This is a genomic window from uncultured Aquimarina sp., from assembly GCF_947492405.1.
Lineage (GTDB): Bacteria > Bacteroidota > Bacteroidia > Flavobacteriales > Flavobacteriaceae > Aquimarina.
Window position 1 is genome coordinate 88,735 of the sequence record NZ_CANLMP010000010.1, and the last position, 13,918, is coordinate 102,652.

At 33.8% G+C, this 13,918-nt stretch carries 10 protein-coding genes; 2 read left to right on the plus strand and 8 right to left on the minus strand.

Annotated features, from left to right (window positions below; translation table 11 throughout):
- The first annotated feature begins 92 nt into the window (after positions 1 to 92).
- Positions 93 to 1,388, plus strand: a complete 1,296-nt coding sequence (tyrS, locus tag Q0829_RS25940) for a tyrosine--tRNA ligase (protein ID WP_298548630.1) — start codon at positions 93 to 95, stop codon at positions 1,386 to 1,388.
- Between the two features lie 88 nt (positions 1,389 to 1,476).
- Here the strand turns inward: tyrS and Q0829_RS25945 are convergent, their stop codons facing one another.
- The 5 genes from Q0829_RS25945 to Q0829_RS25965 all read right to left on the minus strand — a co-directional run bounded on the left by Q0829_RS25945 (position 1,477) and on the right by Q0829_RS25965 (position 5,272).
- On the minus strand, positions 1,477 to 2,328 hold the full coding sequence (locus Q0829_RS25945; RefSeq protein WP_298548633.1) for a M12 family metallopeptidase: 852 nt from the start codon (positions 2,326 to 2,328) through the stop codon (positions 1,477 to 1,479).
- A gap of 215 nt (positions 2,329 to 2,543) precedes the next feature.
- The gene (locus tag Q0829_RS25950; protein WP_298548636.1) at positions 2,544 to 2,993 is read right to left on the minus strand and encodes a YHS domain-containing (seleno)protein; all 450 of its coding nucleotides are present in this window, start codon (positions 2,991 to 2,993) and stop codon (positions 2,544 to 2,546) included.
- A gap of 271 nt (positions 2,994 to 3,264) precedes the next feature.
- Positions 3,265 to 3,711 carry a YHS domain-containing (seleno)protein gene (locus tag Q0829_RS25955; protein ID WP_298548638.1) on the minus strand — a complete coding sequence of 149 codons (447 nt, stop codon included), beginning with the start codon at positions 3,709 to 3,711 and terminating at the stop codon, positions 3,265 to 3,267.
- A 99-nt stretch (positions 3,712 to 3,810) separates the two neighbouring features.
- On the minus strand, positions 3,811 to 4,791 hold the full coding sequence (locus Q0829_RS25960; protein WP_298548640.1) for an acyl transferase: 981 nt from the start codon (positions 4,789 to 4,791) through the stop codon (positions 3,811 to 3,813).
- Positions 4,792 to 4,942: 151 nt separating this feature from the next.
- The gene (locus tag Q0829_RS25965) at positions 4,943 to 5,272 is read right to left on the minus strand and encodes a T9SS type A sorting domain-containing protein (RefSeq protein ID WP_298548642.1); all 330 of its coding nucleotides are present in this window, start codon (positions 5,270 to 5,272) and stop codon (positions 4,943 to 4,945) included.
- 306 nt (positions 5,273 to 5,578) lie between these two features.
- On the opposite strand from Q0829_RS25965, the gene Q0829_RS25970 reads away from it, so the two are divergent.
- A complete protein-coding gene (locus Q0829_RS25970; RefSeq protein WP_298548644.1) occupies positions 5,579 to 6,985 on the plus strand; it encodes an MATE family efflux transporter in 1,407 nt (468 codons plus the stop codon).
- Between the two features lie 120 nt (positions 6,986 to 7,105).
- Here Q0829_RS25970 and Q0829_RS25975 read toward each other — a convergent pair whose 3' ends face one another.
- From Q0829_RS25975 to Q0829_RS25985, 3 genes are all read right to left on the minus strand, one after another.
- On the minus strand, positions 7,106 to 9,022 hold the full coding sequence (locus Q0829_RS25975) for a hypothetical protein (RefSeq protein ID WP_298548646.1): 1,917 nt from the start codon (positions 9,020 to 9,022) through the stop codon (positions 7,106 to 7,108).
- Between the two features lie 26 nt (positions 9,023 to 9,048).
- Positions 9,049 to 11,898 carry a TonB-dependent receptor gene (locus Q0829_RS25980; protein WP_298548648.1) on the minus strand — a complete coding sequence of 950 codons (2,850 nt, stop codon included), beginning with the start codon at positions 11,896 to 11,898 and terminating at the stop codon, positions 9,049 to 9,051.
- A gap of 830 nt (positions 11,899 to 12,728) precedes the next feature.
- Positions 12,729 to 13,892, minus strand: coding sequence for a multidrug transporter (locus Q0829_RS25985; RefSeq protein ID WP_298548650.1), 1,164 nt, complete (start codon positions 13,890 to 13,892; stop codon positions 12,729 to 12,731).
- Positions 13,893 to 13,918 lie beyond the last annotated feature (26 nt).

The following is a 13,918-nucleotide window of genomic DNA, read 5'->3' on the forward strand; positions in this document are numbered from 1 at the left end:
AAGACTAGGTTGATAAAACGATTTCTCAGTTATTCATAGTGCTATATAATCCATATTTTTATCTTTGCCGCGTCTAATTGAATTATATTATAATGGCTGTAAACTTTATAGAAGAACTACGCTGGAGAGGGATGTTGCACGATGCTATGCCTGGTACAGAAGAATACCTGATGGAACAAATGAGAGCGGCATATGTAGGGTTTGATCCTACTGCAGATTCTTTACACATAGGAAATCTAGTACCTATCATGTTGTTAGCACATTATCAGAGAGCTGGTCATAAACCTTTTGCATTAGTCGGTGGTGCCACTGGAATGATTGGAGATCCTTCTGGTAAATCAGCAGAACGAAATCTTCTAGACGAAAAAACTTTACGACACAACCAGGATGCTATAAAATCACAGTTAGCGCAGTTTTTAGATTTTGAGAGTGATGCTGCTAACGCTGCCGTATTAGTTAATAACTATGATTGGATGAAAGATTTTTCATTTCTTGATTTTATTAGAGATGTAGGTAAGCATATTACAGTAAATTATATGATGGCAAAGGATTCTGTAAAAAACAGAATTTCTTCGGAGTCTTCTGACGGAATGTCTTTTACTGAGTTTACATATCAATTGGTACAAGGATATGATTTCTTGCATTTATACAAAGAACACGAATGCACGCTACAAATGGGCGGTAGCGATCAATGGGGTAACATCACTACAGGTACGGAGTTAATAAGACGTATCGGTGGAGGAAAAGGATATGCATTAACCTGTCCGTTAATTACTAAGTCTGATGGGTCTAAATTTGGTAAATCTGAAGGAGGAAATGTATGGCTAGATGCTAAAAGAACATCGCCATATAAGTTTTATCAGTACTGGTTAAATACAAGTGATGAGGATGCTGAGAAGTATATTAAGATTTTTACTTTTTTGACCAAAGAAGAAATCGAAAGCTTAGTTACTACGCATGCTGAAGCTCCACATCAGAGAATTCTTCAGAAAAAATTAGCAGAAGAAATTACCATTATGGTACATTCTCAGCAGGATTTGGATAATGCGATCAAAGCATCTAATATATTATTTGGAAAATCTACCTCTGAAGACTTGAAAGGATTAGACGAGGCTACATTTCTGGATATTTTTGAAGGAGTTCCTCAAACTGAAGTTTCTAAAGATTCGATTAATGTTGGATTAGATATTATTGGAGCATTAGCAGAACATACAGGATTCTTGAAGTCTAATGGAGAAGCAAGAAGAGCTCTTAAGGAGAATTCTATCTCTGTAAATAAAGAAAAGATAAAAGAAGGCTATATTATTACTTCTAATGATTTGATTAATGATCAATTTGTTTTACTTCAAAGAGGAAAGAAAAACTATTTTGTAATTAGAGTCGTATAATGTATTCTAATATTTAACAATACTGTAAAAGGCGTATACATTAAGAAAGTGTATACGCCTTTTTCTATACTATGAGGCGAAATTGAAATTAGTTATAAATTTTATTGACAGCTCTCACATCTCTAGTACTTAGTCCATTTCTTTGGACATTAAATGTGCTTCCGTTTTTTCTGGTAATTGTAGGTCTTCCATTTTTAGAGAAAAAGAATGATCCATACATCATTACTGATCCCAAATCAAAATTAGTAGTTCTAACATTAGAAGCTGATTCTTTTCTAAAATTACCTTCTCTTCCGGGGATGATATTCTGAAAATTGATGGTAACATTTCGATCTCGTCTTGGATGAGACTGCTCGTGGAACATACCCACTGCATGACCAATTTCATGAATAGTATTACCTGTGGTACAGCCGCTGGCAAGAGATATAATTTGGCGACCGCCTATTTTACCAATATAAGAATAACATCCTCCATCATCTGTAAAATACACATAATTACGTTGGTTCGTTCTCCTAACAAAACGAACTTTAGTTTTGTTTTTCCAATGATTCATTGCATTGGTTACACGACTTTTATTGGGTAGACGACTATCTATTACATAAGGAACAACATAAGTGTTTCCAGATTTTGGCCATCTTCTAGAAGGATTATTAAGAATGGTTCCTTTTTCAATAGTATTGGTTTCTTCTACTTGTTCTGGAGACAAGATCATATCACCCAAAACTAAATTACCATCCACTTCACTAAACTCTGTTTCAGTACCAAAGAAAGGTTTAATAACTAAAGACTCATTTGAAGTTAATGGGTACTTTTCTGATGAGGTATCAGATTTTGACAAATCTTGTATCACTTCTTCTGATACAGAATCGTTTTGGCAATTTATAAATAACATTGCAGATACTCCTAAAGCAGTTACGCTTAAAAACTTGTTGATTTTCATTGTGTTAAAATTTAAGTTGGATACCTATAACGAGTAATTCGCACTTAATATTTTAAACCTACAGTGTATTTAATAATGGTATTTTATCAGATTGTAATACTATGATAACCTAAAAAAACAAAGCCTGCGAGAATCTCTTCTTAGCAGGCTTTGTCAACTAACCAATCAATTATTGAAAAAAACTTAGCATTCTATATGTGTATCGATAATATCGATTATTTTTTTGTTTTTATTTTTTGCCAATTTATATCAGCTTTATTCTTTAAATCTTCAGCACCTTCTTTATTCCATTTGGTTAAGGTGTTAATTCCCCAGGAATTATAGAATAAATACAGTTTTCCATCTCTTATTTCATATGTTTCCGGATCAATATCCACTTTTTCCGCATTTGCTCCTATTGCATAGGCACAGTAACCTCCATATTGTGGAACAAATTTTTCTGGGTTGTTTTTAAACTTTTCCAGATTTTCCTGACTTGCAAACTTGTATTTTGCGTTGTCATGAATAGTAATAAACTTACTATCTCCTTTTATCGCTTTATTATTAAAATACTCCGTAACATCATATCCTTCTGCAACAAATCCTTTTTTAACATTATAGTCAATCTGTTGCGCTGTTACATTGGTAATTAATCCTAAAAACAGTATGACAATGAACTTTTTCATTTTGTGTAATTGTGTTTTTTTGTTGTTACATCTATTCAGTCGTGAAAAAATCAGAACATTACAACTTTAACATAATTATAAGTTTTTAGAAGATATAGAGATCTAACATTCTTTTAATCTAAAAAATTACTTACTCCTATAAATACGATATCTAAAATCGAAAGTTGCAAAAAAATAAAGTCTGCCAGAATTTATTCTCTGCAGACTTTACTAATCAATTATTGAAAAAAACGTAATCTTATATATGATTAAGATTAAGTGATATGTTTTATTATTTTGTTTTTATTTTTTCCCAGTTTGCATCCGCCTTTGGTTTTAGTTTCTCTGCTCCTTCGGCTTTCCATTTTTTATGTGTATTAGTGCCCCAAGAATTGTAAAACAAGTACAGCTTACCATTATTAATTTCATATGTTTCAGGATCGATGTCAACTTTATCTGCCTTAGTAGCCAGTGCATAAGAGCAATATCCTCCATATTTGGGCACAAATTTTTCTGGGTTGCTTTTAAATTTTTCTAGATTTGCTTGACTTGCGAATTTGTATTTTACATTATCATGAGTGGCGACAAAAGCACTTTTTCCTTCTACGGCCTTGTTATTGAAATATTCAGTAACATCATATCCTTCTGCAATATATCCATCATCCGTGTTGTAATCTATTTGTTGTGCATTTAGTACTATTGTAAATATAAGTAACAGTGTTGTTATTAATTTTTTCATTGTTGTGATTATTTATTGTGGTTATGGGCAATTAGATCGTAAAAAGAAGAGAACCTTACGAAATTGATAAAATAAGAGGTGATAATTGTAAAAGAAAGATTATAATGCCATTAAATTACATCCTCTAATATCACTATGATCAAATCTGCCAAGAATTTCGAAACTACCGTTATCATGGGTTTTGCCAAGGTCTTGAGTAGCAATAAATGAACAGGAATTTATGTTAGCGAGGTCAATAATATTGATACCTCCCGTTTTATAAGCTGGTAGCTGGGTTAAGGCATCTTCGGTATCACGAGTTGATATTTTCATCCAGGGCGGGCAGTAAAAAATCCCATCACCTTTAGAATACGCTTGAGATAATAATTCAGTCATGCCATATTCACTATGAATTTTGGAGACGCCAAAACCCTTTTTAAGAATTTCGTGTAGTTGTCCTCGTATCATTTCTTTTCTCCTGCCTTTCATTCCTCCGGTTTCCATGATGATCGTTTGATCATTTAGTTGAATATCATGGTTTTCGACAAGATCCAATAATGCAAAAGAAACTCCTATAAGCAATACTTTTTTACCTTGTTGAGCTAGTTGTTTTAACATTGTGACCAACTTATCAGTTTGGTTGAGATAAAATCCGCTTTTTGGTTGCTGACTTTCTTTAATCAGTTTATCTGCCATATAAACTAATGAAGAACCTTCACGTTCTAAATAAGATGGTAAAAGAGCTAAAATTGTATAATCTCTTACCTCTCCATAAAAATGCTGAAAACCTTTTCTGAAACTACTTTCATAAATATTTAAGTTAGTTACATAATGTTTACTAGTGATGCTCCCTGTAGTTCCGCTGCTGGTAAAGATTTGCTGAATGTTGGATGGAGAACTAACGATTTTTTCTTGTTTGAAAAATTCAATGGGTAAAAATGGAATATCAGAGCTATTCTTTACAGAACTTTTAGTAATTCCCAAAAGGTTACAAAATCGCTGGTATACTGTACAATTAACATATTGATGCTGAAAAACTCTCAATGCGGCTTTTTCAAAATCTTGATCATTTTGAATTGTAAAAATAGTCTCAGCCAGCATAGGAGTCGATAAGGTATTTTTGTTTAGAACAAAGGTATAAAAAAACACTCTGTATGAATAGAGTGTTTTTTATATAATATTTTGATTTTTGGTTAGATTCGGAATAGTATATTCTAATGTCCGAGATAAAAATATATAATTCACTAAAATGCTATTGTCTTACCAGTTTTTGTACTTGTGTGATATTACCAATTTTCATTCTAAGTACATATACTCCTGGCGATAGTGCAGAAATATTTAATTTCTCCGTAGTAATAACCTTGTATAATACTGTTTTACCCAATACGTTAAAAACCCTACAGGTGATTGACTTTCCAGATTTAGATGTCACATTAAGAATATCACCAGAGACAGGATTAGGAAATATTTGGATCTCTTCTTTTTGGTCGGTAGTATTAAAGGATGATTGAGCCTGTACTCCAGTAGAAAAGGAGAGGCTAAAAACACCAATAAATATGAGTAGTAAGTAGATTTTTTTCATAAAAAATTTATTTTGGGACTATAAAAGTACAATATTTTATTAATAATTGAGTTAGGGAGGTCATTTTTTAATGTTAAATCTCTATAAATAACTTAGTTTACTTTCATATGTACGGATTTACCATTAAGTAATTAAGGTTTGTTGTTTGTTTTGTAGTTTCATAAAAAAAACGGATATTTACACTATTATGAAGTTATAAAGAATTATGTACGTCTTTTTGGAAATATCGGTCTCGGTATTAGTAAGGTAGAGAAACTTCTCTAGCCTTTTCCAGCTATTTCTTTTTTTAAACGTAATTCTTTTTTTATGACACAAAATAAACTTACCCTTTCTAAACTATTTTCTTATTTTAAAATAGCTGTTACAGGCAAAGAACAACAATTTACTTCTGGTAGTATTCGAAGAGCTGTATTTATGCTTGCAATTCCTATGATTTTCGAAATGATCATGGAATCTATTTTTGCATTAGTAGATATCTATTGGGTTTCCAGTCTTGGCGAAAATGCAATTGCAACGGTAGGGTTAACAGAATCTGTTATCACTTTAATTTATGCCATAGCAATTGGTCTCAGTATGGGAGTTACTGCTATTGTAGCTCGTAGAGTTGGTGAAAAGGATATCGAAGGAGCATCTCAGGCAGCAGTACAGGCTATCTTTTTAGGAACGCTGGTTGCTATAATCATTAGTGTAATCGGAATAACTTTTCCGAAAGAAATTTTAGCACTTATGGGAGGTGAACCCGATCTGATCGCCGATGGATATGGATATACGCAAGTTTTACTAGGAGGAAACATTACTATTATGTTATTGTTTTTAATCAATGCCGTTTTCCGAGGGGCAGGTGATGCATCGGTAGCTATGAAAGTGTTGATTTTTTCTAACCTGTTAAATATCATTTTGGATCCACTTTTTATTTTCGGTTTTGGACCTATTCCTGGTTTTGGAGTGCAAGGAGCTGCAATAGCGACTACTATAGGAAGGGGTAGTGCAGTACTATTACAACTAGTAATTCTTTTATTCGGATGGAGTAAAATTAAAGTGACTTTTAAAGATATTGTACTTAGGTCTAAAGTGATGATTAATTTAATTAAGGTGTCTCTTGGAGGGATCGGCCAATTTATTATAGGAACATCCAGCTGGGTGTTTTTAATGAGAATTATGGCGGAATTTGGTAGTGAAGTTTTGGCGGGATACACTATTGCAATTAGAGTATTGATGTTTACACTTATGCCTTCATGGGGGATGAGTAATGCCGCTGCAACGCTAGTAGGTCAAAATCTGGGTGCAGGTAAACCAGATCGGGCTGAGCAATCCGTTTGGAAAACAGGAAAGTACAATGCTTATTTTATGATATTTGTATCTATATTTTATTTGATCTTTGCCGAGGTTATTATCAAAATATTTAGTGTAGAACCCCAAGTTGTAGAATATGGAGCGTTAAGTCTACGTGTAATTGCTGCTGGATATGTATTCTATGCATACGGTATGGTGGTGATTCAATCATTTAATGGTGCCGGTGATACTAAAACACCAACTATTATTAACTTTTTCTGCTTCTGGGTATTTCAGCTTCCGTTTGCATATCTGGCTGCAATTGTTTTCGATTGGGGAGCAATGGGTGTTTTTTTAGCAATTACTTTTGCCGAAATTTTAATAGCTGTAGTTGGAATTATATGGTTTAAAAAAGGTACTTGGAAATCAGTGAAGGTGTGAATGAATTCATTAAAAAATTCTATTTATGAAAGTTTCTTATGGTTAAGTATAAAAAAACCGCTTCAATTTTTTGAAGCGGTTTTACTATATTATAATGAGATTTTTATCTCATAGCTATTATTATAAAGAAGTAGCCCAAGCAAAATCAGCAGCCACTGTTGTAGAAGTATTGTATGCTGTACCTTCTACTGCATCAGCACTATCTACTTGTAAGTTAGAAGCAGGAGCACTATCTCTAAAATCAAATTGCGTATCGAATCCTGTTAGAGAAAGACCAGTAATAGTAGCACCAGAATTATTTTTGATTTGAATTCCAGTACCGCCCATAGTTGAAACTGCAGTATAATTAACAAGTGTAGGATTGTTATTAACTCCATCAGCCTCTATAGCTGTAGAAAAATCTGCTATGGTGATGTTTACAAAAGTATTAGTAAGAGTTCCATTCCAACCTTCAGTCCAATCTACAGCATCATCTTCAAGGTTTTCAGCATAGAAATTTGTTACGTTAACAGTACCTCCGAAGAATTCAACTCCATCATCAGAACCTCCGATAACTGCTACGTTGGTAATAGTTGTTCCACTACCTACGGCATAAAGAGTTAGACCGTTAAACTGAGAATCTGCATTGATTTGTGCTCCAGTATTTTTTAGTACTAAATAATTGATAGTACCAGAGTTATCTGTATCGTTGTTTCCTCCATAAACAAGACCACCTACTTCTGCAATAGCATCTACTCCTTCAGTAGTTGTAGCATCACCACAGATAAGTAATCCTCCCCAAGCTTCACCATCGTTAGATTCCATTACGACTGGATTAGCCATGGTTCCTTGGATATCGATAGAAGCATCTTTTAATACAGCAAGGTAATTTGCAGTTCCAGACTCAGAAGTAATTGTAGTTCCAGCTGGAATTGTTAAAGTAGCACCATTACTTACTAAAACTGGTCCACTTATTTCATACGCAACTGAAGCATCCAGTGTAAGATCGCTAGAAATAGTAGCTGGTAATACGTTACCAGAGCCAGTTCCTGCATCTATAACCCAAGCAAATAAACTAGCGTTTGTAGAAGAAGTACTAAATACAGCGTCATCCGCAGTATCTGCATCAGCACTATCAATTTGTAAGTTAGAAGCTGGAGCACTATCTCTAAAGTCGAAAGACGTATCAAAACCAGTTAATGTTAAACCATTGATAGTTGCACCAGAATCATTTTTGATTTGGATAGCCGTACCTCCAGTAGAAGAAATTGCTGTAAAGTTAACAAGTGTTGGGTTGTTATTCACACCATCAGCTTCGATAGCAGTAGAGAAATCAGAAATAGTATTTGTAACATATGCATTTGTCAATACACCATTCCATCCTTCAGTCCAGTCAACAGCATCATCTTCGTTATTCTCTAAGTACATATTTGTAACAGATACAGTCCCTCCGAAAAATTCTACACCATCATCAGTACCATTGATGATTGCTACGTTGTCGATGGTAGTTCCGGAACCAACAGCATATAACGTAAGACCGTTAAACTGAGAATCTGCATTAATTTGTGCACCAGCATCTCTTAGGATTAAATAATCGATGTTACCAGAGCGATCTGTATCATTAGTTCCACCATAGATAAGACCACCAACTTCAGCTGTCGCATTTGTTCCTTCTGTAGTAGTAGCATCTCCGCAAATCACTAACCCACCCCAAGCACCTGCTTGACCGTTAGAACGCATAATCACTGGATTTGCTGCTGTTCCTTGAATATCAATATCAGCCCCTTTTAATACTGCTAAGTAATTTTCGACACCAGCGTCTGATACGATTTCTGTCCCTGCAGGTATCGTTAAAGTAGTTCCTGAAGCAACAGTTACTGTTCCTGTAATTTTATATTGAATACTAGCATCCAATGTACGATCAGCATTAATAATACCATTTAGAACAGAATCATCTGTTGGTGTAGGAATTATTCCTCCATCATCATCATCTCCACAGGAAACAAGAAGTAATCCTGTAAATAGTGCAAAGCTTAATAATTTACTAAAAGTTTTCATCATTGTTTATATTTAATTAATAGTTTTTAAAATTTATAACTAAGACTCAAAGAAGTTTCTATACCCGTAGAATATGATAAAATGGTACTTTCAAATTGGTTACCGCTAACCACTTCTTGAATAAATTGCGTTCTCTCTATAGTTGGATTTAATAAGTTTTTTGCGGTTAATCCTATACTCCAATGATTATTTATCTGTTTATTAGCAATCAAATCCAAGGTTACAAAACCCTTTTCTATGATTTCACCATTGAAGAAAACATCTGGTTGCTGTTGATTTCTAGGAGCTCCTAGAGCAAAAATCTTATCAGATGCATAATTACCTGTTAGCGTAAGCTCATAAGGGAATTCATTACCCGAGTTGAATGTTAATGACAGGTTTGAGATCCAATCAGATGCTCCTTCCAATCCAATTTCAGTTCTATCACCGTATTTAAAAGTTTGTTCAAGAGTTCCATCTTCTCTAATTACATCTTTTAAATCTTGTACATGGTCTAGGTAAGAAATGTTACCACTAAGTCTTAGGTTCGGATTTGATTCTTGTTTCTTTATTATGTAGACTCTCCCTTCAAGTTCAAATCCTAAAATTCGAGCTCTATCACCTGTATTGAAGTAAGAGAAAATATCTTCTCCTCCTCTTTGTAAACCTCGGTTTATTGGGTCTTCTATCCTTTTATAGAAAGCACTAAAGGATAGTAATTCATCATTTTCTGGAAAAAACTCTACTTTAAAATCTACATTATAGTTTTGAGATCTTTCTACATTAGGATTTCCCTGAAATACCTGCCCAACCTGAGAAACATATTGGAAAGGAGCAATTTCTTTAAATTCAGGTAAGGTTTGACCTAAACTTCCAGAAAGACGCAATGCTAATTTTTCGTTTACTGCATATTTTAAGTTCAGATATGGGTAGAAATTATCATATTCTTTATTGGAACTACCTATTCTGGCTTGGCCTGTGAGAGGATTTACAAAATTCCCTACATCAAAGTTAACGTCAATTTCATCTTTCTGATAACGAACACCAACTTGTGCCGTGAATTTGTCAAATTTTCCTGTAAAGTTTGCATTACCAGAATAGGAAAGAAGTTCTGCGTCATAAGTGTCTATCGGCTGTACGTTAAGCTGCAACGCTCCATTATCAAAGTTTTGTTGTGTGAAAATATCACCTATAGCATCTATTGAGGTAGGATTAATTTCAACATTACCTTCTTCAACTCCAAAAAACTGTGATAAGAAGTCTCTTGTCTTGTTTCTAAAATCTCCTCCAATATTTAAAACAAAAATATCTTCTTCGTCTTCATTTTGTTTAAGAACCCATTCATCTGAGATTCTCGCATTGATTTCTTGATCTGTGATTTCCTGAACAGATTTTCTTTGTTGAAATCCTCCGGTAAATCCAAGTTCTATGATGCCATCTTCATTCTCAGGTGTGTTTGGATTATCGTTAAGGATATTTACTTCATTACGAATTCTATTAGGTTCATTAGCTACCAAATAATTGAACCCAGCTGCCCATTCTAAATTATTCTTTTCAGAAAAAACATGCTCTCCAATAAGCTGCGTGGCTGATAAAAAAGTATTTTTTATATTTTGATCTCTAAGAAATTGAGATCCTTCTTCAATATTATCTAATTCTTCAAAAAATTCAGTAGTACGCTCACGTCCAGCTTCCAACGTCTCTTCAAAAACTTTGTTAATAGCGAAAGTGTTAAAAGATAATTTATGATCATTACTAATTTTGTACTGACCGTGTAACATCGCTGTTGAATTAACTGTACGTAACCAGCGTCTTAAATCATCCTCAGGTACTATGTCCCTTAGGTTTCCTTGATCATATTCCCTGAATAAACCTTCTCGATATTCGTAATCAATGGATTGGCCACCACTAAAATAAACTTTGAAATTTCTTTCCTCACCTAATATACCGCCAACATTAAATCCAAATCCATAGTTAATAGGAGTAGATATCTCTGTGGTGTTCCACGATTGCTGAGTTATAGCGTTTACAAGGTTGTCAGCTTCAAATTCACGGCTATATATCCCTAAAGAAATATCGTCATTATTCGCTGTAGCTTTAAAATTGTTAAAAATGTCGTTATCGGCTACATTAGAATTAACTCCACTACTAATACTTGCACCGATGTCTTTTGTTTTGGTAACTTGTTTAGAAACGATATCTATATTTCCAGAAGCAAGATCTGCAGAATTGGAAGGGGCAAAAGTTTTGCTTATTGATACGTTCCCTATAAACCTAGCTGGAAACAGTTCTAAATCTATATTTTTTTTATCGATATTGTCGGATGGGATCGGTAATCCATTAAGTGTTGTGCTTAAATAACGATCTCCTAAACCTCGTACATAAATATCTCCTGATCCTTCTGCTTTAGAAACACCTGATATTTTTGTAGTTGCAGCAGAAGCATTCGAAACGCCAAGTCTTGCTAGTTGTTCTGCTCCTATACTCTCTTTTATTTGAACAGCATTTTTTTGTTCTAATAATAAGGCTTCTTCTCTTTCCCTACTTGTTTGAACTTTGATAATAACTTCTTCTAATGCGGCGGCAGTAGCTCCTAGTGCTGTGTCAATAACAGTTACTTTGTCGGATTCTACTACTACATCAGGAATGCGTAAGGTTTCATAACCAGTAAAACTAAATTCTAAGGTATAGGTTCCAGAAGGAACATTGGTCATTTCATACTTTCCATCAAAATCTGTGGAAGTACCCAAGGTAGTTCCAACAATTACAATATTTGCAAAAGGAAGTGGTTGGTTGTTTACTTCTTTGTCTAGAAGTGTTCCGGCGATGGATCCGGTTTCTTGTGCAAAATTTAATCCAAGATAAAACAGTGCAATTACTGTAAAAAGTTTTCTCATTTCGTATTCGTAAAATTCTGTTACAAATAAATACGGTTTTACAGTAAAGAATCTTATCCTATTATTATCCTTAGTTTAAGGGATTGTAATTTTGAAAAAAATAGAGATAAGTGGAGTTTTTGGTAATTTTTTAATCTGTTTTTTCGGTATTGTCTTATTGAATATTTGTTTTTAAACCAAGGTTTTACACGGTATTAAGATTTTTTGTTTTTGTTGTAATAATTTGAAAGTTTGTTTCAGGAGGTTAACAATGTTCAAGTTTGATAGTTTTATAAAATATTACATAAACATTATCGCAATGTTAAACGGGTAAAAATGTATGTACTGGTCTTAACAATTGGATAAACTTACGATACGAATAGTTCTAATGTTTTTGTATTTTTTTAGGAATCATAAGAGGTTTTGTGTCAGTGAAAGACAACTTTATAGTTAATCTCTTAAAAATATCCATTTTTAGAATTTTATAAAAAAGAGAAGGCTGAATAGAAACATTATTGTTGTTGGATAATAATGATCTTCCAGCCTTCTACGAACACGTTTCTTTATATCGAATAGCTAACTCAAAATATTCAAGAAAGTATTACGCGTAGTATTTATTTTGATATAGTGTTATTTTAAAAATCTAGTTACAAATAAATAAAGATTGTCTGAGTTGTATTTTATTTGAGTATTATACTTGTATTATGAGAATGTAACTTAAGTGCAAAGAATTAAAAGAAAAGGTTAAGAAAGGCAATGTTTTGTAAAAGAATAATAAAATAAGCTGTTCGAAAAATATTTTAAACACTTTTCAAACAGCTTATTATTAACTGAATTCTTATTTCGTATTATTAGTTACGAGTCCATCCAGAATTCCATGAGTTGTAATCCGCACCAGTTCCGTTACCAACACCAGTGATTACATCAGCTTCTCCAAAAGTAGCTCCTGTATCATTTTTAAGATTAAGTGTGATATCGTCAAAAGTGATATCTGTAATAGAAGTTTCATCATTTAAAACACCGTTTCCAGTCTCAGTATCGTCAAGATCAAAACCTTCTGCAAAACCTTCTAAAAGTACATTGGTAAATGTAGCTCTTGTTCCGGCGCGTAATCGGATAGCTTCATTCTCATTAGAAGAACCAAGTCCATTGATGGTAAGATTTGTTACTGTAGGAGCTGACCAAAATACTGGATTAGAATTATTTCCTATATCTGTGTTAAAACCATCACCTTCTATTCCTTTATCATGAGATTGTCTGTGCTCGATATATACATTGGTTAATGTTCCTGTAAATCCTTCAGTCCAGTCTACAGAATCATCTTGTGCACCAATTACTGATATAAATGAAGCGTTCACGGTTCCTCCAAAAAACTCTACTCCATCATCTGCTCCTTCAAAGGCCTGAATAAATTCGATAGTAGTTCCATTTCCTACTGCGTAGAATGAAAATCCATTATTCTCTGAAGCTGCATCTGCTGCACCACCAGAATATTCGATACGAACATATCTAAGGATACCTGAGTTATCATTTACAGCACTACCACCATATGGTAATCCTCCAATTTCAGAAGTAGAGGTAGCATCACCTCCTACAACAGAGTTTATTGGTGCTCTACCTAATAGGATTAGACCTCCCCAGTCTCCAGGATTAGGAGTTGAGGTAGCAGAAGTAAATACAATAGGATTAGAAGAAGTTCCTTCAGCATTAATAGTCCCTCCTTGTAGTACAGCGATATATACATCAGATCCAGTAGCTGCTCGTACTACTACACCTGGCTCTACAGTTAGCGTAAAACCTTCAGGTACAATAAGAGCGCTATTAAGAGAATACTCTGTGTTTGACTCAAGAGTAAGGTCCTCTGTAAGAGTACCTCCAATTACTATATCAGTAGGGTCTACAGGAGAACCATCACCGTTAATATTAATAGTAATATCTGAGGTGTCATCACTAGCACATGCTGCAAAAAGCATAGCAATGGCAACGATTTTTAAAAGAAATATACTTGCTTTCATGGGTTTTTGTTTTAATTAATTTTATT

Bases quoted from the DNA above. Each gene is read 5' to 3' on its own strand.
- tyrS (WP_298548630.1), top strand. From the start codon at position 93: ATGGCTGTAAACTTTATAGAAGAACTACGCTGGAGAGGGATGTTGCAC.
- Q0829_RS25945 (WP_298548633.1), bottom strand. From the start codon at position 2,328: ATGAAAATCAACAAGTTTTTAAGCGTAACTGCTTTAGGAGTATCTGCA.
- Q0829_RS25950 (WP_298548636.1), bottom strand. From the start codon at position 2,993: ATGAAAAAGTTCATTGTCATACTGTTTTTAGGATTAATTACCAATGTA.
- Q0829_RS25955 (WP_298548638.1), bottom strand. From the start codon at position 3,711: ATGAAAAAATTAATAACAACACTGTTACTTATATTTACAATAGTACTA.
- Q0829_RS25960 (WP_298548640.1), bottom strand. From the start codon at position 4,791: ATGCTGGCTGAGACTATTTTTACAATTCAAAATGATCAAGATTTTGAA.
- Q0829_RS25965 (WP_298548642.1), bottom strand. From the start codon at position 5,272: ATGAAAAAAATCTACTTACTACTCATATTTATTGGTGTTTTTAGCCTC.
- Q0829_RS25970 (WP_298548644.1), top strand. From the start codon at position 5,579: ATGACACAAAATAAACTTACCCTTTCTAAACTATTTTCTTATTTTAAA.
- Q0829_RS25975 (WP_298548646.1), bottom strand. From the start codon at position 9,022: ATGAAAACTTTTAGTAAATTATTAAGCTTTGCACTATTTACAGGATTA.
- Q0829_RS25980 (WP_298548648.1), bottom strand. From the start codon at position 11,898: ATGAGAAAACTTTTTACAGTAATTGCACTGTTTTATCTTGGATTAAAT.
- Q0829_RS25985 (WP_298548650.1), bottom strand. From the start codon at position 13,892: ATGAAAGCAAGTATATTTCTTTTAAAAATCGTTGCCATTGCTATGCTT.